22 protein-coding genes are annotated in these 23,017 nt (G+C 60.8%); 17 read left to right on the top strand and 5 right to left on the bottom strand.

Translation table 11 applies throughout. The features are described from left to right. Window positions 1-155: 155 nt before the first annotated feature. The 11 genes from pqqA (at window position 156) to KZO34_RS07540 (ending at window position 10,551) form a co-directional block, all read left to right on the top strand. Window positions 156-227: a pyrroloquinoline quinone precursor peptide PqqA gene (gene pqqA / locus KZO34_RS07590; RefSeq protein ID WP_007153157.1), complete on the top strand. Its 72-nt coding sequence runs from the start codon at window positions 156-158 to the stop codon at window positions 225-227. A 55-nt stretch (window positions 228-282) separates the two neighbouring features. Beyond that, on the top strand, window positions 283-1,206 hold the full coding sequence (gene pqqB, locus KZO34_RS07585) for a pyrroloquinoline quinone biosynthesis protein PqqB (protein ID WP_219475276.1): 924 nt from the start codon (window positions 283-285) through the stop codon (window positions 1,204-1,206). A 2-nt stretch (window positions 1,207-1,208) separates the two neighbouring features. Further along, a complete protein-coding gene (gene pqqC / locus KZO34_RS07580; RefSeq protein WP_219475272.1) occupies window positions 1,209-1,964 on the top strand; it encodes a pyrroloquinoline-quinone synthase PqqC in 756 nt (251 codons plus the stop codon). Further along, a complete protein-coding gene (pqqD, locus tag KZO34_RS07575) occupies window positions 1,964-2,239 on the top strand; it encodes a pyrroloquinoline quinone biosynthesis peptide chaperone PqqD (RefSeq protein WP_219475269.1) in 276 nt (91 codons plus the stop codon). Before pqqC ends, pqqD begins: the two co-directional genes overlap by 1 nt. Continuing rightward, window positions 2,236-3,384, top strand: coding sequence for a pyrroloquinoline quinone biosynthesis protein PqqE (gene pqqE / locus KZO34_RS07570; protein ID WP_219475264.1), 1,149 nt, complete (start codon window positions 2,236-2,238; stop codon window positions 3,382-3,384). The genes pqqD and pqqE overlap by 4 nt, the downstream gene beginning before the upstream one ends. Further along, on the top strand, window positions 3,350-5,272 hold the full coding sequence (locus KZO34_RS07565) for an alpha/beta hydrolase family protein (RefSeq protein WP_219475261.1): 1,923 nt from the start codon (window positions 3,350-3,352) through the stop codon (window positions 5,270-5,272). Before pqqE ends, KZO34_RS07565 begins: the two co-directional genes overlap by 35 nt. 43 nt (window positions 5,273-5,315) lie before the next feature. Continuing rightward, window positions 5,316-6,479: an alcohol dehydrogenase-like regulatory protein ErcA gene (ercA, locus tag KZO34_RS07560; RefSeq protein WP_219475257.1), complete on the top strand. Its 1,164-nt coding sequence runs from the start codon at window positions 5,316-5,318 to the stop codon at window positions 6,477-6,479. Beyond that, window positions 6,463-8,217: a PAS domain-containing hybrid sensor histidine kinase/response regulator gene (locus tag KZO34_RS07555; RefSeq protein ID WP_219475252.1), complete on the top strand. Its 1,755-nt coding sequence runs from the start codon at window positions 6,463-6,465 to the stop codon at window positions 8,215-8,217. Before ercA ends, KZO34_RS07555 begins: the two co-directional genes overlap by 17 nt. A 70-nt stretch (window positions 8,218-8,287) precedes the next feature. Beyond that, the gene (locus tag KZO34_RS07550; protein WP_219475248.1) at window positions 8,288-8,569 is read left to right on the top strand and encodes a hypothetical protein; all 282 of its coding nucleotides are present in this window, start codon (window positions 8,288-8,290) and stop codon (window positions 8,567-8,569) included. 64 nt (window positions 8,570-8,633) lie between these two features. Beyond that, a complete protein-coding gene (locus KZO34_RS07545) occupies window positions 8,634-10,010 on the top strand; it encodes a class II fumarate hydratase (RefSeq protein ID WP_219475246.1) in 1,377 nt (458 codons plus the stop codon). A 58-nt stretch (window positions 10,011-10,068) separates the two neighbouring features. Further along, window positions 10,069-10,551 (top strand): CDP-archaeol synthase, encoded by a 483-nt coding sequence (locus KZO34_RS07540; RefSeq protein ID WP_219475241.1) that lies wholly within the window; start codon window positions 10,069-10,071, stop codon window positions 10,549-10,551. Window positions 10,552-10,562: 11 nt separating this feature from the next. On the opposite strand, the gene KZO34_RS07535 is transcribed toward KZO34_RS07540, so the two are convergent. Continuing rightward, the gene (locus KZO34_RS07535; protein ID WP_219475238.1) at window positions 10,563-11,537 is read right to left on the bottom strand and encodes a metallophosphoesterase; all 975 of its coding nucleotides are present in this window, start codon (window positions 11,535-11,537) and stop codon (window positions 10,563-10,565) included. A gap of 216 nt (window positions 11,538-11,753) precedes the next feature. Between KZO34_RS07535 and msrA the strand changes: the two genes are divergently transcribed. Beyond that, window positions 11,754-12,407 carry a peptide-methionine (S)-S-oxide reductase MsrA gene (gene msrA, locus KZO34_RS07530; protein ID WP_219475231.1) on the top strand — a complete coding sequence of 218 codons (654 nt, stop codon included), beginning with the start codon at window positions 11,754-11,756 and terminating at the stop codon, window positions 12,405-12,407. An 11-nt stretch (window positions 12,408-12,418) separates the two neighbouring features. After that, on the top strand, window positions 12,419-12,844 hold the full coding sequence (gene msrB, locus KZO34_RS07525) for a peptide-methionine (R)-S-oxide reductase MsrB (protein WP_219475228.1): 426 nt from the start codon (window positions 12,419-12,421) through the stop codon (window positions 12,842-12,844). A 28-nt stretch (window positions 12,845-12,872) separates the two neighbouring features. Here the strand turns inward: msrB and sorU are convergent, their stop codons facing one another. Together sorU and sorT are read right to left on the bottom strand one after the other, a co-directional pair. Beyond that, on the bottom strand, window positions 12,873-13,193 hold the full coding sequence (gene sorU, locus KZO34_RS07520) for a SorU family sulfite dehydrogenase c-type cytochrome subunit (RefSeq protein WP_219475225.1): 321 nt from the start codon (window positions 13,191-13,193) through the stop codon (window positions 12,873-12,875). A gap of 58 nt (window positions 13,194-13,251) precedes the next feature. Then, window positions 13,252-14,478: a SorT family sulfite dehydrogenase catalytic subunit gene (sorT, locus tag KZO34_RS07515; RefSeq protein WP_219475222.1), complete on the bottom strand. Its 1,227-nt coding sequence runs from the start codon at window positions 14,476-14,478 to the stop codon at window positions 13,252-13,254. 206 nt (window positions 14,479-14,684) lie between these two features. On the opposite strand from sorT, the gene KZO34_RS07510 reads away from it, so the two are divergent. Further along, a complete protein-coding gene (locus tag KZO34_RS07510; protein ID WP_219475219.1) occupies window positions 14,685-15,449 on the top strand; it encodes a lysophospholipid acyltransferase family protein in 765 nt (254 codons plus the stop codon). A 20-nt stretch (window positions 15,450-15,469) separates the two neighbouring features. Here the strand turns inward: KZO34_RS07510 and KZO34_RS07505 are convergent, their stop codons facing one another. Both KZO34_RS07505 and nhaD read right to left on the bottom strand, forming a co-directional pair. Then, window positions 15,470-16,453 (bottom strand): calcium/sodium antiporter, encoded by a 984-nt coding sequence (locus KZO34_RS07505; protein ID WP_219475217.1) that lies wholly within the window; start codon window positions 16,451-16,453, stop codon window positions 15,470-15,472. 9 nt (window positions 16,454-16,462) lie between these two features. Beyond that, complete coding sequence (nhaD, locus tag KZO34_RS07500) at window positions 16,463-17,713, bottom strand: sodium:proton antiporter NhaD (protein ID WP_219475214.1); 1,251 nt, start codon at window positions 17,711-17,713, stop codon at window positions 16,463-16,465. A 333-nt stretch (window positions 17,714-18,046) separates the two neighbouring features. Here nhaD and mqo point away from each other — a divergent pair, with 333 nt between their 5' ends. From mqo to KZO34_RS07485, 3 genes are all read left to right on the top strand, one after another. After that, window positions 18,047-19,528 carry a malate dehydrogenase (quinone) gene (gene mqo, locus KZO34_RS07495; RefSeq protein WP_219475212.1) on the top strand — a complete coding sequence of 494 codons (1,482 nt, stop codon included), beginning with the start codon at window positions 18,047-18,049 and terminating at the stop codon, window positions 19,526-19,528. Between the two features lie 155 nt (window positions 19,529-19,683). Continuing rightward, window positions 19,684-20,916 carry an ATP-grasp domain-containing protein gene (locus KZO34_RS07490; protein ID WP_219475207.1) on the top strand — a complete coding sequence of 411 codons (1,233 nt, stop codon included), beginning with the start codon at window positions 19,684-19,686 and terminating at the stop codon, window positions 20,914-20,916. 54 nt (window positions 20,917-20,970) lie between these two features. Continuing rightward, a complete protein-coding gene (locus KZO34_RS07485) occupies window positions 20,971-22,995 on the top strand; it encodes a hypothetical protein (RefSeq protein ID WP_219475204.1) in 2,025 nt (674 codons plus the stop codon). The last annotated feature ends 22 nt before the right edge of the window (window positions 22,996-23,017 follow it).

The following is a 23,017-nucleotide window of genomic DNA, read 5'->3' as shown; positions in this document are numbered from 1 at the left end:
GTGGCCAACCCCGGAATGCGCCTTTAGGCCCCCGAAAAACAGTGCCAAAGTAGCATATAGAGGTGGTAACAGCGCCGTTACGATGAATAGTGAGTTATCGGCTAGACTGATAAATCACCATCAATGCCTGACAACGACGACAAGAGGTGAGCATTATGTGGACCAAACCAGCCTACGAAGATCTGCGCATCGGTTTCGAAGTCACCATGTACTTCGCCAATCGCTGAAAGAGAGGACGGCCAGCCCCTATACGCTGGCCGTTTTCGTTCCGGAGTTCTGTTCATGCAGATTCATGTCCTTGGCTCCGCCGCCGGCGGTGGCTTCCCCCAGTGGAATTGCAATTGCGCCAATTGCGACGGCTTCCGCAGAGGCAGCCTGAATGCCCGTGCCCGCACCCAGTCCTCCATCGCGGTGAGCGACGATGGTGAGCACTGGGTCCTGTTCAATGCATCCCCGGATATCCGAGCCCAGCTGGCCTCGTTTGCGGCCATGCAGCCGGCCCGGGCCCTGCGCGATACCGGCATTGATGCCATTCTGCTGATGGACAGCCAGGTGGACCACACCACCGGCTTGTTGTCCCTGCGTGAAGGGTTGCCGATGGATGTCTGGTGCACCGCCCAGGTACACGAGGATTTGAGTGGTGGTTTTCCGCTGTTTCGTATGCTGGAACACTGGAATGGCGGGTTGAACTGGCAGCCGATCGAAGCGTCCGAGCAGGTACCGTTCACCATTCCTTGCGCCCCATCCATTCAGCTGACCGCCATCCCCTTGCTCAGCAATGCGCCACCCTATTCACCCCGACGGGACAAGCCGCATCCCGGCGATAACATCGGAATTTTTCTGGAAGATACACGCACTGGCCAGACGGTGCTCTATGCGCCGGGCCTGGGCGAACCGGACCAGCGTATCCTGGACTGGATGGACAAAGCCGATGTCCTGCTGGTGGACGGTACCGTCTGGCACGACGATGAGATGATCCGCCAGGAGGTGGGTACCAAGACGGGGCAGGCCATGGGGCATCTCGCCCAGAGCGGCCCGGGTGGGATGATCGAGGTGCTGGACACTATGCCGGCCCGGCGCAAGATTCTCATCCATATCAATAACACCAACCCGATCCTCGACGAAGACTCTGCCGAACGTGCCGAACTGGCGCAGCATGGTATTGAAGTCGCCTGGGACGGGATGCACATCAATCTGTCGGGGTAGCCATGAACGCCATTGCCACCACCGCCTTGAACCGTCAGGACTTTGAGCGGGCCCTGCGGGACAAGGGGCAGTTCTATCACATTCACCATCCCTACCATAAAGCCATGTACGGCGGGCAGTGCACGCCGGAACAGATCCGTGGCTGGGTGGCGAACCGGTACTACTACCAGATCAACATTCCCCGGAAAGACGCCGCAATTATGGCCAATTGCCCGGACGCCGGCGTACGGCGGATGTGGCTGCAACGGATTCTGGATCATGACGGTCATGACGGTGACGAGGGGGGCATCGAAGCCTGGTTGTGTCTGGCCGAAGCTGTGGGGCTGAGCCGGGAAGAGGTCATCGATCAACGCCACGTGTTGCCCGGTGTCCGGTTTGCGGTCGACGCCTACCTGAACTTTGCCCGCCGGGCCACCTGGCAGGAGGCCGCCTGTTCGTCGCTGACCGAGCTGTTTGCGCCGGAGATTCACCAATCCCGACTCGATAGCTGGCCCCAACATTACCCCTGGATCGAGGAGGGCGGCTACAGCTATTTCCGCAAGCGTCTGTCCGAGGCCCGCCGGGATGTCGAACACGGGCTCACGATCACGCTCGATCATTTCACCTCCCAGGGCGAGCAGGCCCGGGCCCTAGACATACTTCAATTCAAGCTGGATATCTTATGGTCTATGTTGGATGCGCTGACGATGGCTTACATGCATCAAACGCCGCCGTACCACACCGTCACCGGTCAACAAGTGTGGCACCGGGGGCTGTGATGGCAGACGTGATGGCCCGGACACCGAAATTCCGCCGGGGCTTCCGCTTCCAGTGGGAGCCAGCCCAGGAGGCCTATGTGCTGCTCTATCCGGAAGGCATGGTCAAACTTAATGGCAGCGCCGGGGCCATCCTGAACGAAGTGGACGGGCAGCGTACCGTGGCCGATATCGTGGCGTCACTGGAACAGAAATTCCCGGACGCCGGCGCCCTGGCCCGGGACGTGACCGAGTTCCTGCAGGATGCCGAACAGCAGCACTGGATTGAAATGCCATGACCGCCGACCGATCCGTTCCGCCTGCTGCCGCCGTCGGTCCGCCACTCTGGTTGTTGGCGGAGCTGACCTATCGCTGCCCCCTGCAGTGCCCCTATTGCTCCAACCCACTGGACTTTGCCCAGACCGAGCAGGAGCTGAGCACCGAACAGTGGGTCAGTGTGTTGCGCCAGGGACGGGCCATGGGGGCGGCCCAGTTGGGCTTTTCCGGGGGCGAGCCGCTGGTGCGCCAGGACCTGCCGGAGCTGATAGCCGAAGCCCGTCACCTGGGTTACTACACCAATCTGATCACCTCCGGGCTGGGCCTGAACGAGGCCAAGGTGGAGGCGTTTGCCGACGCCGGTCTGGATCACATCCAGGTCAGTTTCCAGGCCTCCGATCCGGAACTGAACAACGCGGTGGCCGGCTCGCGCAAGGCGTTCGACCAGAAGCTGGCGATGGCGCGGGCGGTGAAGGACGCCGGATACCCGATGGTGCTGAATTTCGTGATCCACCGTCACAATATTCACCAGATGACCGACATCATCGATCTGTGTGACCGGTTGGGGGCCGACTACGTGGAGCTGGCGACCTGCCAGTATTACGGTTGGGCCTTCGAGAACCGGGAGGGCCTGATGCCGTCGAAAGCCCAGCTGGACAAGGCCGAGGCCGAGGTGAATGCCTATCGCCGTCGGCTTGAGGCCAAAGGATCAGTCATGAAGCTGATTTTCGTGACGCCCGACTATTACGAGGAGCGCCCCAAGGCCTGCATGAACGGGTGGGGCAGCCTGTTCCTGACGGTGGCCCCGGACGGCACCGCGTTGCCGTGCCACAGTGCGCGTCTGCTGCCCATCGAATTCCCCAACGTGCGAGACACGGCATTGCGAAGCATCTGGTACGACAGCCCCGGTTTCAATCACTACCGGGGCGACAGCTGGATGCCGGAGCCCTGCCGCTCCTGCGACGAGAAGGGCAAGGACTTCGGTGGCTGTCGCTGCCAGGCCTACCTGCTGACCGGAAACGCGGACAACGCCGATCCGGTCTGCAGCAAATCGCCCCATCACGATCGGATTCTTGCGGCCAGGAGAGCCGCGGATCACGCCACGGCCGGCATCGAGGAGTTAACCTTCCGGAATGCGAACAATTCACGGCTCTTCTTTCGGGGCTGAATGCGCCGAATCCACCGACACCATCGCCACGGCGAATAACGCCCAACCGCCCCTGAGTGCCTGGCAAGCCGCCGCAGCACTCAGACAGCGGGGAGAGCTGGTGGTCTCTGATTCGGGCATCTTCTGGCTGGAGTTTGACCCGGCGGTCGGTGGCGCCGTGATCGTTGGCCTGAGTGACGGCGAGACTGTCAGGCCCGGCCACACCATGCAGGTGCGCAGCCGGGTCAACGGCTATGGCGGCGGCGCCCTGTGTGCCGGGGCTGGCTGCCTGTATGCCGTGTCGGAACAGCATCAGGTGGTGCGACTTGGCCTCAATGACGGCAGCCAACAGGCCCTGACTCGGGATCATCCCGGCAGCTACGGCGGGCTCGTTGCCGACAACGTCCGTCCACGGGTATTGGCCGTGCGTGAGAGCAATGGCGGTCAACAGCTGGTGGCCATTGATGACCGGGGGCATCTGGCCGTGCTCCATCAGGGCCAGGATTTTTACGGTGCGCCGGCACTCTCGCCGGATGGCCGCCGGATGGCCTGGGTCAGCTGGCAGCTGCCGGACATGCCCTGGATTCACTCGACACTCTGGACCGCGGAGATTAACGACGACGGCGTTCTGTTCAACGCCCGGGCATGGTTACCGCCTGTCGACGCCAGCGTTCAGCAGCCGGTGTTTTACGGTGATGCCTTGTGGCTGTTGTCGGACCACAAGGGCTGGTGGCAGCCCTATCGTTTCCTGAATCACGGCGGAGTGGGGGGCTGGTCACCGACGGATGCGCCGGCGCTGGATCATGCCAGTGCTCCCTGGCAACTGGGTGAACGACACCACTGCGGCTTGCCCGAGGGCGGCTGGGTCCGCGTGAGCTACCGGCAGGGTGTGGCCGAACTGTGGCTGCAAGCGGGGGCGTCGGGACCGCCGGAGCGGCTGGCCAGTGGGTACACGGATTTCCGCTGCGTACAGAGCCTGGGTGACCACGTCTATTGCATTGCCCGCTCCGACGCCACCCTGGATGCCGTGCTGAAGATATCCGCCGTGACCGGTGTGGTCGAGGTTGTGGCCGGGGGCGAGGTGCCCTGGGAAGCCTGGCCGGTGGTGCGTCCACAGAATGTTGCCATTCCAGCGGACACGGGCGGTGGCCTCGCCATTCAGGGGTTCCTCTACCGCCCCGAGTCGAGGGCCGGCGAGCTGCCGCCGCTTATCCTCATAGCCCATGGTGGGCCCACCTCGACCGCTTACCCGGTGTTCAATCCGCAGGTCCAGTTCTGGTGCCAGCGGGGCTTTGCGGTGGCAGAAATCAATTACCGGGGCAGTAGCGGGTTTGGTCGCGACTTCCGCATGGCCCTGGCCGGTCGTTGGGGCGAGGCTGACGTGGAGGACATGGGGCGTGCCGCCAACCATCTGGCGCACCTTGGCCTGGTGGACGGCGACCGGGTGTTTATTCAGGGCCGCAGCTCCGGAGGCTACACCGCCCTGATGGCGCTGGTGCTCAGCGACCGCTTTGCTGGCGGTGCCAGCCTTTACGGCGTGACCGACCCGTTGCGGTTGAGGGCTGCCACTCACCGGTTCGAATCCGGTTATCTGGATTGGTTGCTGGGCGCGCCCGAGGCGTTTCCGGAACGCTGGCAGGATCGCACGCCGCTGAATCATGCTGCCAGCATTACGGCCCCGGTGGTGTTTTTCCAGGGCAGTCTGGACCGGGTGGTGGTGCCCGAACAGACCCGTGCCATGGTGGCGGCAATCCGGGCGACGGGTGGCGCGCCCGAACTGCACTGGTTCGAGGGCGAGGGGCATGGGTTTCGCCAGCAGACCAGTCAGGCCGGAGCCATGGAGTGGCTCTGCAGCTTTTACCGGAAACATAGCCAAAATGCCGATGTTCAGGCCGATCACTTGAGTTAAACTCTCGGGTATTCCTATAACAACAACGTGTCGAGAGCGCCCGATGAGTCACGACATATCTGCTCTGCGCAAATTCGTTTCCCCTGAAATCGTTTTCGGTGCCGGGTCCCGAAAGTCCGTTGCCAATTTCGCCAGCAATTTCGGCGCTCGCCACGTACTGCTGGTGTCGGACCCGGGCGTGGCTGCGGTCGGCTGGGTCCAGGAGGTTGTCGACCTGCTGACCGAGGCCGGCATCCGCACGACGGTGTTCACCGACGTGTCGCCCAACCCCAAGGTGGCCGAGGTCATGGAGGGGGCCGAACTCTACAAGTCCAGTGAATGCGACGTGATTGTCGCCATTGGCGGTGGCAGCCCGATGGACTGTGCCAAGGGGATCGGCATTGTGGCCACCCATGGCCGGAACATCCTGGAGTTTGAGGGGGTCGACACCATCTCGAACCCGTCACCGCCGCTGATTCTGATTCCGACCACCGCCGGTACCTCTGCCGATGTGTCCCAATTCGCGATCATTTCCGACCCTGCTCGCCGGTTCAAGTTTTCCATCATCAGCAAAGCTGTGGTTCCGGACGTCTCCCTGATCGATCCGGAAGTAACGGAAACCATGGACGCCTACCTCACCGCCTGCACCGGTGTGGATGCCCTCGTACACGCGATCGAGGCGTTTGTGTCTACGGGCAGCGGACCGCTGACCGATACCCACGCGCTTGAGGCCATTCGTCTGATCAACCGCAACCTGGAGCCGTTGATCGACAACACCGCCGATCCGTATCTGCGGGAACAGATCATGCTGGCGTCCATGCAGGCGGGACTGGCGTTTTCCAACGCCATTCTCGGCGCGGTCCACGCCATGTCCCACAGTCTCGGTGGTTTTCTGGATCTGCCCCACGGGCTGTGCAACGCGCTTTTGCTGGAGCATGTGGTAGCCTTCAACTACGCCTCGGCCGAAGACCGTTTCCGCCGGGTGGCGGAGGCCATGGATATCGACACCCGGGGCATGGGTCGTGCCGACATCAAACGGCGGCTGATGCAGCGCATCATTGAACTGAAGAGGCGGGTGGGGCTGGAGTCGAGCCTGGCGAAACTGGGTGTGACGGTTTCGGATATACCTCATCTCTCGGGTTTCGCCCTGCAGGACCCCTGCATTCTTACCAACCCCCGAAAATCGTCCTTGCGGGATGTTCAGGTTGTCTATGAAGAAGCCCTCTGACCAACAGGACAGTGGCTACGGAATTGGCGATCTGCTCGGGTTGGGAAGCCAGTCCGTGCGCAAGAACTATTACCCGGCGTTGCAGGACCGGATTGACGAGCTCGAGCAGGAGCGCAACCGCTACAAGTGGTTGTTCGAGAATGCCCTGCATGGAATTTTTCGGGCCAACCTCCGGGGCGGCTTTCTCGACTGCAACCCTGCCATGGCCCGTATCTGTGGCTACCCGAGCGCTGATGATCTGAAAGAGCGGGTGATCCGACTGAGGGAACAGCTGTTCTGCAGCGCCGCCGAATTTGACGCCGTTCGCCAGGAACTGCTCGACAACGGCCGTCTCAGCGCCCGGGAAACCCGGCTGCGGCGGGCGGATCAGACCCCGGTGCCGGTAGCGTTGACCCTGCTGCGTCGGCCCGACCTCGGGCCGGAAGTGGTGGAGGCCTTTGTGGCTGACATCACCGAACGGGTCCAGGCCCGCCAGAAACTGGAACAGCTGAACCTCGACCTGGAACATCGGGTGGAGGAACGCACGGAAGCCCTGCAGAACGCCAACGTGGGCCTGCGCTACCAGATCGAAGAGCGGGAAAAGGTCGAGCGCGAACTGGTACTGGCCATGGAAGCGGCACGGGAAGCCAACCGCAGCAAAGACAAGTATCTGGCCGCCGCCAGTCACGACCTCCTGCAGCCGCTGAATGCCGCCCGGCTGATGATCTCCGCCCTGCAGGACAGCCATCTGCCGGAGCAGGAGAACCGGATGGTGCACCAGGTGCATCGGGCCCTGGAAGGGGCGGAGGATCTGCTGGCGGACCTGCTGGATATCTCCAAACTGGACCAGCAAGCCATGCAGCCGGACCTGGCGCTGACCGACCTTGAAGCCTTGCTGAAAGGCCTGGGCGAGGAGTTTGATGCCGTCGCCACCAACGCCGGCCTGGATTTTCGGGTCCACACCCGGCCGGCGATGGTCAGAACCGATCATCGCATGCTTATCCGCATCGTGCGCAACCTGTTGAGCAATGCCTTTCGCTACACCCGCAGTGGCGGTGTGCTGTTGGCACTGCGTCGCCGGGGTGACCGGCTCCGGATTGAAATCTGGGATACCGGTGTCGGCATCGAGGCCAGCAAGCTGAGAGATATTTTCACCGAATTCCATCAACTGCTGCCCCAGGGGACTGGGGGGCGTCAGGGGGTTGGTCTGGGGCTGGCCATTGTGGAGCGGATGGTCCGGGTGCTGGGTTACGACATTGACGTGGCATCGAGGCCGGGCCAGGGCTCCCGTTTTGTCGTCAGCCTGCCCGTAGGGCAGACTCTGGCGCGACAACCGCCTACAGAGCCCGAGAATCTTCACGCCTTCGACAGTGGCTTTAACGGCGCCCGGGTGCTGGTGATTGATAACGAGCCGGCGGTTCTTGAAAGCATGAGCCTGCTACTGGAGCGCTGGGGTTGCTCGGTGTTGACCGCCCCCAGTGAGGCCGGAGCGCTGGCGTTGCTGGCCCAGCTCGACGCGGAGGCTGCGCCCGCGGTGGTTCTGGCCGACTACCACCTTGATCACGAGCTGACCGGCGACCAGGCGATCCATGCCGTCCGCGGCAGTCTCGGGCGTGATATACCCGCTGCGGTGATTACCGCCGACCGCAGTGACGACACCCGGCGCCTGATGCGTGTTCACAACCTCCCTATCCTGAACAAACCGGTCAAGCCCAACCGGTTGCGTGCCCTGCTGACCAGCCTGCTGTCGACCGCTTGAAGCAGTAGAACGCGGAACGACTACACTTCATGGAAGGATGTTCCGTTGTTCAACAGCAAGGGGAGCGACCATGAATGCTCAGGAATCCGGACTCACCAATCACGAAGTCACCGTCTGCCTCGCCGGCGGTGCCGTTCTCGGACCGTTCAATGCCACCTGGACCAAGAATGAAGGCGGCGATGTGCGGGAACTTGTCAGGGAATACGATGCCTACCTTCAAGGAGAGAAACAGCACCGGTTCAAGTTCCATTTGCACGACACCTACACCAACACCGTGCACACCCTGATCGTGAACTTTGAGCAGGTAACGGGCATTTGCGACCATGTCCGGCTCAGATCGAATTCCGGCTGATACAAACGGTCCGGTGTGCCGTAAACGCTGACGATCCCGTGTAAATGGACAGACAGGAGGGAAGATGAGCGAGTATCGAACCGAAAAAGACAGCCTGGGCGACGTTCATGTGCCGGCTGATGCGCTCTGGGGAGCCCAGACCCAGCGGGCCGTGGACAATTTTCCGGTCAGTGGTCAGCCGATGCCCCCGGCCTTTATTGCCGCGGTTGCCCACATCAAGTGGGCCGCAGCAGAGGCCAACGCCAGCCTGGGGTTGCTCGACAACGACCGGCGGGATGCCATTGTCTCCGCCTGTGAAGCGCTGGTTCAGGGCGAGTTTTCGGATCAGTTTCCGGTCGATCGTTATCAGACCGGCTCCGGTACCAGTACCAACATGAACGCCAACGAAGTGATCGCGGCCATTGCCAGAAAGCAGGGGCAGGACGTTCATCCCAACGATCACGTCAACATGAGTCAGAGTTCCAACGACGTGATTCCGACGGCGATCCATGTCAGCGCCGTGATCGCGGTGAAGCAACAACTGATTCCCGCACTGACGCACCTGCGAGGCATGATCTACGAGCGCGAGGCGGAGCTCTCGGAGCAGGTCAAAACCGGGCGTACCCACCTGATGGATGCCATGCCCGTCACGCTGGGGCAGGAGCTCCGGACCTGGCGGGAACAGTTGCTGGTGACGGAAGAACGGGTTGAATCCGCTGCCGACGGCCTCCTGTCTGTGCCCCAGGGCGGTACGGCCGTTGGCACCGGGGTCAATGCGGCGCCGGAGTTCGCCGATCAGTTCATCAAGTTCCTGAAAGCCAATACCGGCTATGGTTTTGGCACCCTTGATCACAAATTCCTCGGGCAGAGCGCGATCGATGCGCCGGTGGCGCTGTCGTCCCAGCTTCGGGGCACCGCCATTGTACTGACCAAGATCGCCAACGATCTTCGCTGGATGAACAGTGGTCCCATTCATGGCCTGGCCGAGATCAGCCTGCCGGCCCTGCAGCCAGGCAGCAGCATCATGCCGGGTAAGGTTAACCCGGTTATCCCGGAGTCGGTCGCCATGGTTGGCGCCCAGGTGATGGGGCTGGACAGTGCCGTTGCCATTGCCGGCCAATCCGGCAATTTCCAGCTCAACGTCATGTTGCCGCTGGTGGCCGGTAATCTGCTGGACATGGTCGACCTGCTCAGCAACTCGGCCAATATGCTGGCCGACAAGGCGATCCGGGGCTTTACTGTGAATACGGAGACTCTGGATGCGGGCGTGGGGCGAAACCCGGTACTGGTGACCGCGCTGAATCCGGAGATTGGCTACAGCTTGGCGGCGGACATTGCCAAGGAGGCCTATCGCACGGGCCGTCCGGTGATTGATGTGGCCGAGGAGCGCAGCGGGCTCAGTCGCACGCGACTGGAGCAATTGATGGATCCGTTGAAGCTGACGCGCGGCGGCATTGCCTGACGAGCCGCCGTACCGCCTTTGTGGTGATCAGGTCTGGACCAAGAGGGAGCAGGAGCACTTGCTGATATCACTGGAGTTGTTTGTGATGCTGGTGCTCGCCAATGGCGTACCGGTCGTTGTTGCCCGCGTTCTGAAGCAGCACTGGGCGGCGCCCATTGATGGGGGCCGTCTCTGGCCAGATGGACGGCCGGTTCTCGGAGCCAGCAAAACCTGGCGCGGGCTGGTTTTCGGTACCCTGAGTTGCGCGCTGTTTTCCCTGTGGAGCGGGCTGGGTTTTGCTTTTGGCTTGGTGTTCGGCGTGCTGGGCCTGTTGGGTGACCTGCTCAGCAGCTTTCTCAAGCGTCGGCTCGGCCTCGGGTCGAGTGCCCGGGCGCTGGGCCTGGACCAGATCCCGGAGTCGTCCCTGCCAATGGTTCTGGCGGTATTCTGGTTACCGGTGGGTTGGTGGAGCGCGACGTTGGTCGTGGTCGCATTTACCCTCGCCAATATTCTGTTCTCACCACTCCTGTACCGGCTGGGGATACGTCGCCATCCCCATTGACCTTTGGCCGGCTATTGCGGGCCCCGGGTCAGGGTATGGACGGTCACCTCTGGTGGACAGTTGAGCCGTACGTTGACAACCGAGGTGCCGGAACCCGGGGAGGTGTACCCCTGCATGCCATTGGCCTGCCAGTAGCCCCGACCCAGGTGGCGCGGGCAGTCGGAATCCAGCGTTACCGGGATACCACCGGGCAGGCAGATCTGTCCGCCGTGGGTGTGCCCGCAAAGGAAGACATCGTAGCCGGCGTGTGCGGCTTCCCGCCAGATTTCCGGGGTGTGGCTCAGAAGGATGCTGGTACCGTTCACGGGAATGTCGTCTCCGGCCCGGTGTAGGTTGTGAACCTTGTAAAAATGCGCGTCGTCCACGCCGGCCAGGTAGATCCTGTCACCTTTGTGTTCGATGGGGAGCATTTCGTTCATCAGCAGTGAGTAGCCCATGTCTTCCAGGCCGGGCACCATGCGGATGCTGTCGTGATTACCGAGTACGGCATAGGCTTTGCCACGAATGGCGTCACGCAGGCGGGACATGCCGTCCAGGGCATCGTCCACCGGCCCCCAGGTTAGCCGGCGGTAGTCACCGGTGAGCACGCAGAGGTCGTAGTCCAGAGGTTCAATCTGGCGAATCACCGCCTGCAGATTGGCTTCGTCCATGTCCACGTGGAGATCGGTCAGGTGCAGAATCCGGAAGCCTTCGAAGGCCGCCGGCAGATCAGGTAGGCGGAAGCGGTTGTAGACGGTATCCAGACGCCGGCTGTTCGCCTGTCCCCGACCGAAGAGGCCGACCAGTTTCAGGCAGAAGCGGATAAAACCGGGAGCGTTGGTGACGTTCTCCAGGTGGAAGGAGCCGCCGTCCTGGCCGAAGACCAGGGCCTCTGCTTCGCGTTCAATACCCAGCCTCTGGCGGGCGTGAACGGGCCCCAGTCGCAGGCTCAGGCGATATTCCAGCAACTCGTCCTGATTTTTGGGTGTTCGAGCCCTTGCCGTCATGTTTCTGTCCTTGATATGCCGAACGGGCGATTGTCAGATCGCATAGTGGCAAACCCTGTCTGTCATTATGGTTGGCCTGTCGGGGTATGCAACCGGAACGGTGCAATGTTCATGTTTGGGTACAGGGACTGAGCCATTGGCAAAAGCGTACCGTAACAGCCACAATCTGGAACGTTAAACGTCCCAACCAACAGCATCTTATTTATCGAGGACATCATGGTGACATCGTGTGATATTCCCGGGCTGAATGTGCCCCGCAGCCGTTTCCCGGATCCCGAACAGAATCTCCCCCAGGGCGGTGATGCGGCCCGGCTGGTATTGGCCGGTGGCTGCTTCTGGTGCGTCGAGGCGGTGTTCCTGGCCATGGACGGTGTCGAATCGGTCGAATCAGGGTACGCCGGCGGGAGCGCGGAAACCGCCAAATACGAGGCGGTTTGCACCGGCAAGACCGGTCACGCCGAGGTAGTGGATGTCCACTATAACCCCGGGAAAGTCAGTTTTGGCGAGCTGCTTAAGGTATTCTTCTCGGTCGCCCACGACCCAACGCAGCTGAACCGCCAGGGCAACGACCGGGGCACCCAGTACCGTTCTGCGATTTTTTACGAAACGCCGGAACAGAAGCAGGTGGCCGAGTCGTATATCCGGCAGCTGGGCGCTGCCGGGGTTTATCCGGACCCGATCGTGACCACGCTGGAGCCGCTGGATGCGTTCTATCCGGCCGAGGCCTACCATCAGAATTTCGCGGCCCGGAATCCCTACCAGCCCTACATCATGGCGGTTGCAGCGCCGAAAATGGAGAAACTGGTGGACAACTACGGTGACCGTTTGAAACCTGAATATTCCGACGATTCCGATAACAACATGGCCTGAGGAGCTGAACCATGAGTAAATCTGCTGCAGGTTATGACCTGACGCCGCTGACGAAAGCGCAGGTTGACGAAAAAGCGGCCGACCTGACACCGGAAGAACGCGAGGTGTTGCTGGATCACGGAACTGAGCACCCGTTCTGTGGCACGCTGCTGGACAACAAGATGTCAGGCGCCTATCACTGCCGCCTGTGCGATCTGCCGCTGTTCAGCTCGGATTCCAAGTTTGATTCCGGTACCGGCTGGCCCAGCTTTTTCCAGCCCTACGATCCGGAACACATTCGCTATCTGGAAGACAACAGCCTGGGCATGGCCCGCACGGAGATCCGTTGCCCCCGGTGCGACAGCCACCTGGGGCACGTATTCCCGGATGGCCCGCCGCCCACTGGTCAGCGGTACTGCCTGAATTCCATTGCCATGGTGTTCAAGGAAAACCGGTAACAGAAAACGGGGCGAAGGCCCCGTTTTTTTATGGGCCACCGCCCGTCACGGAAGCCACATAGTGGGCAACGGCGGTAATCTGCGCCTGTGATAATGAATCGCCGAACGCCGGCATGAGTCCCACCCCGCCTTTCACGGCATTCTGAACCTGCGTTACCGAGGGCGCCAGTTCGTCCAGATTCGGCCCGATCTCCCCGGCGGAACCGGCATCCGACAGCGCGTGGCAGATGGTGCACGATGGCTGGGCCAGTTCGGTAAAGACTTTCTTGCCCTGCTCGGCGAGCTCATCCGAGAGAGCGTTGGTCGCCAGCAAAGTGCAGGCAAGGCTCACGACTGCATGCTTGATCATGATTCTGGTCCAGAAGTGCGTAAACGGGGCGGACCAACTGACTGCCGCCCCGATGGTTTTAGCTGACGGCAACGGTCACGCCATGGTCGCTCCAGCCGTTGTGACCATAGCCTCGTTCGTTGTCGGTGCGGCCTTCCGGCTGGCTGTTGCCCTCGACATCGGTCGCCTTGCTGACGATCCGGTACTCGCCGGGCGAGAGGTCTGCGGCCAGCACGAACGGACGCCAGGCGAAGGGGCCCAGATCCGGCCCCAGGAAACGGGCCTGCTTCCAGGATTTGCCGCCATCGACCGACACCTCGACTTTCTCCAGGTCGACCGTGCCACCCAGTGCCACGCCATAGATCATATTGCGACCGCTCCGCCCGGTTTCCAGAGGTGAGGTGACCCAGGACTTGACGTTCATCTCCCACATCGATGGCTGGTCCGGCGCGCCCTTCTCGCCAACGTCGCGGATGCGGTAGCTGGAAGCCTGGATCTTCACGTCGGTCTGGTTTTCGGTAAAGGCCACCTGCTTGACGTATTTGACGTTGTTGACCCCGTAGAACCCGGGTACCACCATCCGGAGCGGGCCGCCGTGGGTCAGGGGCAGGGGCTCGTCATTCAGTTCCCAGGCCAGCAGGGCGTTTTCCAGGGCCCGGGTCGGCACCGAGCGCTCCACTGTAACCTGCTTCGGATCCAGTCCATCGGGCAGCTCCTCGCCCCCGGTGCTGGTGATGTATTCCACACCGTCGGCCATGCCCCCGAGTGCGTCAACCACCTCCTTCAGTGGTACGCCGGTCCACACGACACAGCCCGCGGCGCCAACCGACCACTGGGTTCCGCCGGCGCCGTGGGGGAAGAAGGCACGGCCATTGCCGGAGCACTGCAGGACCGAGGCCACGGTCGCCACGCCGATCTCCTTAAGCTCGCCAATAGTCATGGTTGTCGGGTTTTTCACGCCTTCGATCCGCACTTCCCAGGCGTCCCGGTCGGCGACGATGGACTCCGGCGGGGTCGGCAGATTGTTGCGGATGAATAAGCGGTCGCTTGGCGTCACCACGCCCTGGCCGATGGCATCCCGTCGGGTTTCCATGGTGTTGGTGCTGTGGACGATGAGCGCATTTCGTTCCTTCCAGGCGGCGTAGTCAGGCAGGGTTTTGGGTTCTTCCGCTTTGGCCAGCGGCGTGATTCCCAGAAGGCTGACGGCGGCCATGGCACCGGCGCTGCCCATCAGAATCCGGCGCCGCCCCTCGTTGACAGGCCCGGGGTCGTTCGGTCCCCGTTGGATGGTGGTTCCCTGTTTCATGATCCGTCTCCCTCGATATTGTTATCTGACGGTAGGTCTTCGCTGCACAGGCGTTCGACAGCGAAGAATATCCTTATTACATATAGCTCCTGGTTAACTAATGATCAATTTGCGGGGTTGGTTATTCAGCGCAAGCCGCAGCCGCTATAATCCGTCGCTGGCGTTAACGCCTTGAAAGGTCAAAAGATCAAAACGGTGTTGTCTTGATGATTCGACTGAAAATGAACCCGCTGACGGAATCGGCCACCCTGCTCCGGCGTGCGGGGGTGGTGTTGGGGTCGGTGGGCCTGACGGCCCTGTATTCGTTGCTGATCCTGTTGAGGGCCCTGTTCGGCAGGCTGAACCGACCGATCGTGGATCAGTATTGCCGGGAATGGTCGGCGGCCCTGTTGCGCTTGGTGCGGGCCAGCCTGACGGTGCGGGGCGAAGTGCCCGATTTCGGGGACGGCCGGCGTTACATCATCATGTGCACCCACTCCAGCCACTACGACATTCCGGTGACCTTTGTCTCGCTGCCCGGCTCCGTCCGGATGCTGGCCAAAAAGGAGTTGTTCGGGATCCCGCTGCTGGGTCAGGCCATGCGGGCGGCCGAGTTTCCCTCCGTCGATCGTTCGAATCACGAGCGTGCCGTGCAGGACCTCAAACTTGCCCGTGCAATGATGGAAAGCGGCATTGTACTGTGGGCAGCGCCGGAGGGGACCCGATCGCCGGACGGTAAGCTGCTGCCTTTCAAGAAGGGTTGTTTTCACCTTGCCCTGGATACTGAAGCAGTGATCGTACCCGTGGCGGTTCGCGGGATTCACCGGGTACTGCCGGCCCGGACCTGGCAGATCAATCTGGGGCAGCCGGTGGATGTACGCGTCGGCGCCCCACTGGATACGGCAGGCAAGACCAAGGCAGACCTCGATGAGGTCATGACCGATGTGCGAAGCAGGCTCAAGGAGCTGCTCGGCAACGGCGAGGCTGAATAACAGCGTCGCCGTTGCGGTGTTCAGGCCGTGGAGGCGGCCACCACGGTGGAGAGCAGGTAGCCGGTGTAGGCGACATAAACGAGCATCAGTACGGTGCCGTCCACACGGCTGACGAGTCGTCGCCAACCGGTGAGGCCAGAGCCCATGAGCAGCAGCCCCACCGTAAGAGCGAGCATCAGGGTCCAGTCCCGATACAGGACTTCCGGGTCCACCTTGAGCGGTTCGATGGCGGCGGCCAGGCCAACCACCGCCAGGGTATTGAAGATCCCGGAGCCGAGAATGTTGCCGAGGATCAGGTCGTGTTCGTTTTTCTTGACTGCAGCGAGGGCCGAGGCCAGCTCCGGCAGTGAGGTACCGATCGCCACGATGGTCAGGCCGATGATCAGGTCACTGACCCCGAGCGCCTGGGCTATGGTCACGGCCCCCCAGACCAGCAGCCGCGAACTGACAATCAGCAGTATCAGGCCGATCACCAGCCAGATAACGGCGGTTTTCAGGGGCATGGGGTGAGCAATTACTTGGGCGTCAGCTTCGCCCCCTAGCGGGTCATCCTTACCTCGAAGGCCCTGAAAAATCGACCAGCCCATGACCGCAGCAAACACGGCCAGCAGTACCCAGCCATCCAGCCGTGAAAGCTCCCCGTCAATCAACTGGGCACCGGCGATCAGCGTCAATACCACCAGCAGCGGCAGCTCCTTGCGGATCACCTGGGAATGCACGGCAATGGGGGCGATGACCGCCGTCAGGCCAACGATCAGCGCAATGTTGGTGATGTTCGAGCCATAACCGTTACCCAGTGCCAGCCCCGGGTTGCCGTCGGCCGCGGCCATGGCCGATACCGCGAGTTCCGGCGCGGAGGTGCCGAAGCCGATGATAACCATGCCAATCAGCAGCGCGGGCATGCCCAGGTGCTTGGCGGTGGCGGCAGCGCCCTCAACGAACTTGTCGGCACTCCAGACCAGCAGGACCAGGCCGGCGATGATTGCGCCAATTGCCATTACCATAGAAAAACCTCAGTTAATGAAACGTCCGAGCATGAATACCCCGGCGTAGCCCAGGGTATAGGCGGCCAAGAGGTGGGCAAGATACCGCATGTAGGCACCAAAGGTCAGCCCCGGGATTTTGCTCATTGCCACGATGCCGGCGGCGGAACCGATCACCAGCAAGGATCCACCCACGCCCACGGCGTAGGTCAGGCCCATCCATTCGCCCGGGTTCATGGTAATGCCGGCCTTGAGCAGGGCGGCCGTCAACGGCACGTTATCAATTACCGCCGAGAAGATACCCATGAGGTAGTTGGCATATAGCGGCGGCAAAATATCGTAGATCGCCACAAATGAATCCAGCGCGTGAATTTCCTTGAGCATGCCCACCAGCAGCAGGATGCCCAGGAAGAACAGCAGCGTCTCGAACTCAATGATACGAATGTACTCGAGAATCGGGTCCAGATCAGAATCGTCGCTCATGAACCGGGACACCAGGAACATGATCGACAGCCCGAACAGGAAGGTCAGAACCGGTGGCACGCCGAACAGGGCGTTGCCGGCAATGGTGCTCAGGATCGTTAACAAAAACAGGCCGCTGATCACTGCGTCGACGGGACGGATTTCGTTCTTGGTGGAACGAAGGGTGACGGTGCCTGTGAGCCCCTTGGAGAGAAAGACGGCCAGGATGAACACGGTAATGGAGGCGGGAATCGCCAGTGTCAGCAAGGTCAGGATTTCTACCTTGTCCGCCAGGAAAATCATCAGCGTGGTGACGTCGCCGGTGATCAGGGACACGCCCCCGGAGTTGACGGCAAAGACCACCAGGGTGACGAATTGGAGGCGCTTTTTCAGTTCCAGATCCAGTGACAGGATCAACGAACATGAGACTAACGTAGCGGTGATATTGTCTGCCAAAGAGGAGAAAATAAAGCAGAAAAGTCCGGTCAGAAACAGCAGTTTCCGTTCGCTTACCTGTTTCGGCATGATCAGGTAAATCAGGTTTTCGATCATCCCCTTCTTGTTCAGGTAGGCAACGAACGTCATAGCCGCGACCAGGAACAACCAAAGACCCGCTATCTCGGCAATGCTTTCAGACAGGCCGGTCGAAATAGCGTCAGTTTCGCCCTCACTTCCACTGGCAAGAAACAGAACAATCCAGCTGAGGGTGCCAAAGAACAGTGTGACCTTGGCTTTGTTGACATGAATGATTTCTTCAAAAATAACGCCAAGCAGCGCCAGAACAGCAAGAGCGATCAGAACAGCTTCTAGGGCAGACATCGGGTAATCCCGTCCAGATTTTCATTTCAAAGGGGCAGGCCGTAACCGGCCCGGGAAAAGTTTGTGGGGCGGGATTTTAGACCTTTGACCCGGAGCAAACCACTGTTCGTAATTGACCCAGGCGGTGTCCTGGTGTCGGTAATAGGCGTCCGCAAAGCGAATCGATTGACAATCGCAATTTATTATTTCAGCGGAAATCGGGATAATTGCGCCCACATTCAGACCGAGAGCAGACGGCAGCGCCTTTTACCTTGCGCTTGACCGGCTTTCGACAGGCTCTTCTGCTGATCGTGGAGGAGCACACAGGCTTAATACTAGCTGGGGTATAGACCAATGGCCGCAAGACAGGCAGACGTAGTGCTGGTCGGTGGTGGCGTCATGAGCGCCACCCTCGGCATGATGCTCAGGCAACTCGATCCGTCCCTGGACATCGTCATGGTGGAACGTCTTGATCACGTTGCCCATGAGAGCACAGACGGGTGGAACAACGCAGGTACCGGCCACGCCGGATATTGTGAGCTCAACTACACGCCGGAAACCGGGGACGGTGATGTCGCCATTGATCGGGCGCTCCAGATCAACGCCCAGTTCGAGGTGTCCCTCCAGTTCTGGTCGTACCTGGTGGAGCAGGGCATGCTTCCCGATCCCAAGACCTTCATTAACCGTACGCCACACCAGAGTTTTGTCTGGGGTGAGAAAAACGTGGCTTTCCTCAAGCGCCGTTTCGAACGCCTGAGCGCCCACCACCTGTTCCGGGAGATGGAATACACCGAGTCCCCGGATGATCTGGAAGAGTGGATGCCGCTGGTGGTGAAGGATCGGGATCCGATGCAAAGGGTGGCTGCCACTCGCATCAAACATGGGGCCGACGTGGATTTCGGCTCACTGACCCGCAGCATGGTGGAATACCTGGAGAGCCAGCCCAATTTCGAGCTGATGCTCAGCAGCCCCGTGCACTACATTGACCAGCGCGACAATGGCCGCTGGAAAGTCCGGGTCAGGAACCAGAAAACCGGTGAACTCACCAAGCTGGAGGCAGGCTTTGTATTCCTGGGTGCCGGTGGCGGCGCTCTGCCCATGCTGCAGAAGTCCGGTATTGAAGAGGCCCGGGGTTACGGAGGTTTCCCGGTCAGTGGTCAGTGGCTGGTGTGCCGCAAGCCGGACATCGTCGAACAGCACCATTCCAAGGTCTACGGCAAGGCGCCGATTGGCGCGCCGCCAATGTCGGTGCCGCACCTGGATACCCGAATCATCAATGGCGAGCCGGCGCTGCTGTTCGGACCGTTTGCCGGCTTCACCACCCGCTTCCTGAAACAGGGCTCGATCTTCGACCTGTTCGGGTCGGTCAAGCCCACCAACCTGCGCCCGATGCTGTCCGTGAGCAAGAGCAACATGGACCTGACCCGCTACCTGATTGGTGAAGTGTTCCAGTCGCACAGCGACCGGGTCGCCTCGCTGCGCAACTTCTTCCCGGATGCCCGAGAGGAAGACTGGGAGCTGAAGATGGCCGGTCAACGGGTACAAATCATCAAGCAGCAGGAAGGCGGTGGCGGCAAGCTCGAGTTCGGTACCGAGATCGTGGCCGCCAAAGATGGCACGCTGGCGGCCCTGTTGGGCGCGTCTCCAGGGGCCTCCACCGCTGCCAATGCCATGCTTGATGTTCTCGAACGCTGTTTCCCGGAAAGTCTGAAGTCCGCAGACTGGCAAGAACGGCTTAAACAGCTGATTCCTTCCTACGGACAGTCGCTGGTGGAGGACGAGGCGTTACTGACCAAAGTACGTGAAAGAACGCTCTCAACACTAAAACTGAACTGATATTCCTAATCGGTATAACAGGCTCCTAAGCACCGAGAGTGCGGGTTTTAAAAACCTGCACTCGCGGTGCTTTTTTCGTTTTAGGGGCAGTCTGATTTGCGATTTCCCAAGTAACGCGTAGGGTTAATAGACACCCCACGCAAAGGAGAGAGCCTATGAGCGAGCATAAGTACAATCCGGACAAGGGGTATATTGCACTCCTTGGTTGGAGCTTGAACGCTGTAGAAGCCGCAGACAAATTCGACCGGCGCTATGTGGTTGTTGCTCCGGACTGGGCAGAAGCCTACTGCAAAGAGCACGACATCCCCTACGTTCCCTGGAACTTCGAACGTCTCAACGACCGCTCCGTCGAAATCGCCCAGACGCTAAAAGAGATGGGCGTGGATGTGGCCATCCCGCTGTTCGAGGAAACCGTCGAGTGGGCGGGTGCGATCAACTCGGTCCTGATGGACAAGCCGCGCCTGTTCGGTCAGGCCATGTTGTTGCGCGACAAGGCATTGATGAAGCGTCGTGCTCAGCTGGGTGGTATCCGGGTCGGGATCTTCGAGGAGGCGCACGACAAGGGTGACGTCATCCGTTTCCTGAAGCGGGTGAACCAGACCCTGCTGAAACTCGACGGTGACCCGAATGACCCGATTCACCTCAAGGCTTTCGACAAGGCAGGGTGTCTGGGGCACCGGGTAATCCGTACTCCCGACGAAGTGGATACCATCCCGGAAGAAGAGTTCCCGGTACTCATGGAATCCCACCTCGATGGCTGGGAATTCGCGGTGGAGGCCTGGATTCATAACGGCAAGATCGCGTTCCTCAACATCTCCGAATACGTGACCCTGGGCTATTCCGTCTTTGTTCCCGCAACGCCGGACCTGGAGAAGTATCGAGACCAGATCCGGGGTGAGATCGAGAAGCTGATCAAGACCTTCGATATTGATTTCGGCTTTATCCACCCGGAATACTTCGTGACCAGCGACAGCACCATGTACTTTGGCGAGGTGGCCTACCGCCCACCCGGGTTCAAGGTATTCGAGCTGCTTGAGCGTGCCTATGGCTTCAACGCCTATCAGGGCATGATCCTGACCTTCGATCCCAAGACCACCGACGAGGAAGTGAAAAACTTCTTCCCGAAAGAGGTGGTGGATGCCAAGGGTTACGCCGGGTGCTTCGGTGTCTATCCGCGTCGCCGTGTGGTCAGCAGGCTGGAAATTCCCGAAGAGACCGAGAATCACGAGTATTTCGAGTCTCACGAGCTGACCCCGCCGCTGGAGGAAACCGTGACCAAGCGGACCGCCTTCGGTACCCATTGGGGGCTGGTCTACTTCTTCGGTGAGGATCCGTACACCATGCGGGATCTCCTGAAACATCAGGAAGAACTCGATTTCTATGTATAATCAGGAGAAGCTTTAATAACAGACGGGTTTGGTGCAGGCCCTGAGGATAATCGTTTGAACGATCACCAACCGGGCAGCGCAGTACCGGCAGTCAATTTCGACAAGCTGGTGCAACGACTGGATGAGTCAATCCAGGCATTGGAAGAAAGCCGGCCGTTCGCCAAGGCCGGCAAGCTTCCACGCGTGTTCGACATTGCCCGACGGGTCCTGCAGCAACCGGAGGGATGCCGGGCCATTGAAGAGCGTGCCGAGCGACTTGAGCTCGCGGGCGTGTATATTGGCACCGACTGGGCCGATCCCGGCATTCTTCTGCCCGCCCTGACCACCCATGCCCTGCAGAGCCAGAACGCAGACACGGTGGTCATCGAAGCCTTCAGCGAGCTGCGCCTCCTGGCCGTGGCTCGCGGATTTTACCTGCATCCGTCGGTTTCGGCGGAGCAGGCCCATCACTACCTGACCCAGGTACTGGCCATCAATCTCGGTCTGCTGTTCGGCATGACCGGCGAGGCAGAGCGTGAGCAAGGCAAACTGGCTCACATCAGTCAGGCGGTGGTCCAGTATGTCGCTGAGCATATTGGCTACGAGCACGTCATCGACAGCCTGATCGAGGAGATCTGGCGGATTCTGCAGCAGCGACCGATCCAGGTCACGGACGTGCGCAAGATGATCACCCAGATCGCCATTTGCCGCGCCGATCCCCAGGCGGATCTCGGTGGTGCCGGCCGGGGCGCCGATCGCCTGATTTCCAGTCTGTACGGGCCCACCCGGGCCTGCAGTGAAGATCCGGGGGCGGTGGTTTACGAACAGCGCCTGGAATCCATGGACGCCCAGGCCCTTCAGAACGAAGCCACAGGCTTCGCCCGCTCCATGCACGATACGGGACTGGTGTCGCCGTATCACGCCTGTTTTGTCCGCTTCATCCTGGAGGACCAGGATGCCCTGCTCAGTGAAGCCCTGGGTTTGTCGAGTACCGGACGGGATTGCCTGCTGTGTTACCGCGAACTGGTCTGTACGCTGATTCAGGAAGGGGTGTTTCCGGAGACCGCGCAGGGGCTTTATGGTCTGGCCCTGTTGTTGGAACGGGGCATTCTTTATCAGCCGCCGTTGGCCCCCGCTTTGTGGCGTCAGGCCCGGCTGTCCCTGAGCCCGAATGCCCGTGAACGTCTGCAACTGGCTTATGGCTATCAGCCCGCGCCCGGTGCCTGGCTGATTCAGGGCGTGCTCAGCATGCTGGGCCAGCCCCTTGGCGTCGGCCAGGGCAATAACCCCACCTGCCAGTCCGCCCGGGCCCTCTCAATGTGGGCATACAACGATCCGGACTATCTGCTGCAGATGCTGGCCTGGGCCGCCCGGGACAATGAAATCATTATGCATTTTGAGGGCAAGCCGGTGTCGTCGGCCCTCAGCCAGAGTGGCGTAGCCTCGGAAGTGACCCTCGATCTCGACCCGGTATCGCTGGTGGTGGTGCCTCATCTGGACCGCATCTACGCCGAGATGGGCCGGCTTGTGGCCAATCGGGAAGGCGACCCGCACCAGTGGGTGAACCCGGAATTCCATGGCTGGTCCGCTGGCCGTGGCTTTGCCATCAATGTCGATGTAGCCACCGGCAAGCTGGACGACCTGGAAGGGTTTATTCGCCACTTTTACGCCAGTTATCACCCGTTCTATAACGGTAACCAGCCGCTGATCCATCCTCAGCCCGCGGGCGTTGCCGTTACCGACAGTGCGGCCCGGTTCATCGGCTGGCACGCCATTACCGTGTTGCGGGTGGCGCTGGATCCCGATGGCGAGATGCGGGTGTACTTCTTCAATCCCAACAATGACAGCGGCCAGAACTGGGGCGATGAGGTACGCGTGAGTACCGCCGGTCATGGCGAGCGCTTTGGAGAATCCTCCCTGCCGTTCGAACAGTTCACGTCCCGACTGTACATCTTCCATTACGATCCCCTCGAGCGCGGCGAGCCCGCCGATGTCGGTGAGGACGAGCTGAAACGCGTGGTCGATGGCGTCTATCGCAGCTGGGGCGAAGACCGGGTTCCGGCCGAAGCCCTCCAGGCGGAACCGCCGGTCTCCAACTGACGGCAGGCCCTGCCGGTTCCTG

Source organism: Marinobacter sp. F4206 (genome assembly GCF_019392195.1).
Taxonomy (GTDB): domain Bacteria; phylum Pseudomonadota; class Gammaproteobacteria; order Pseudomonadales; family Oleiphilaceae; genus Marinobacter.
The sequence above is the reverse complement of the archived record's forward strand: the minus strand, read 5'-3'. Positions and strand labels throughout refer to the sequence as shown.